The organism is Marinomonas sp. TI.3.20, assembly GCF_038155025.1.
Lineage (GTDB): Bacteria > Pseudomonadota > Gammaproteobacteria > Pseudomonadales > Marinomonadaceae > Marinomonas > Marinomonas flavescens.
Genome location: NZ_JBAKAS010000129.1, coordinates 1 through 255, shown reverse-complemented (window position 1 = coordinate 255; position 255 = coordinate 1). Strand labels below are relative to the sequence as shown.

Sequence of the window (255 nt, the reverse complement as noted above, 5' to 3'; positions counted from 1 at the left end):
CTGGGATCACCCTCAGCCGTGCGACGCTGACGAACCTCACCAAACGCGGGATCGAACTGTTACGACCCATTGTGGTAGAGCAACTGATCAGTGTGCTGGACAGCAAGGTACTGGCCATGGATGAGACACCGATAAAAGCCACCCGCCAGCCTGGGGTAGGCAACCAACCCGGCAAAATGAAGCAAGCGTATTTTTGGCCCATCTATGGCGAGCAGGACGAAGTGGTGTTTACCTTCTCCCAAAGCCGTGGCCTGA

The 255-nt window shown here is 56.1% G+C and carries 1 protein-coding gene; it reads left to right on the top strand.

Annotation, left to right across the window (positions count from 1 at the left end; translation table 11 throughout):
* Nucleotides 1-255: IS66 family transposase (locus tag V6259_RS19865; RefSeq protein ID WP_341585997.1), on the top strand; the 255-nt coding region annotated here is incomplete at both ends.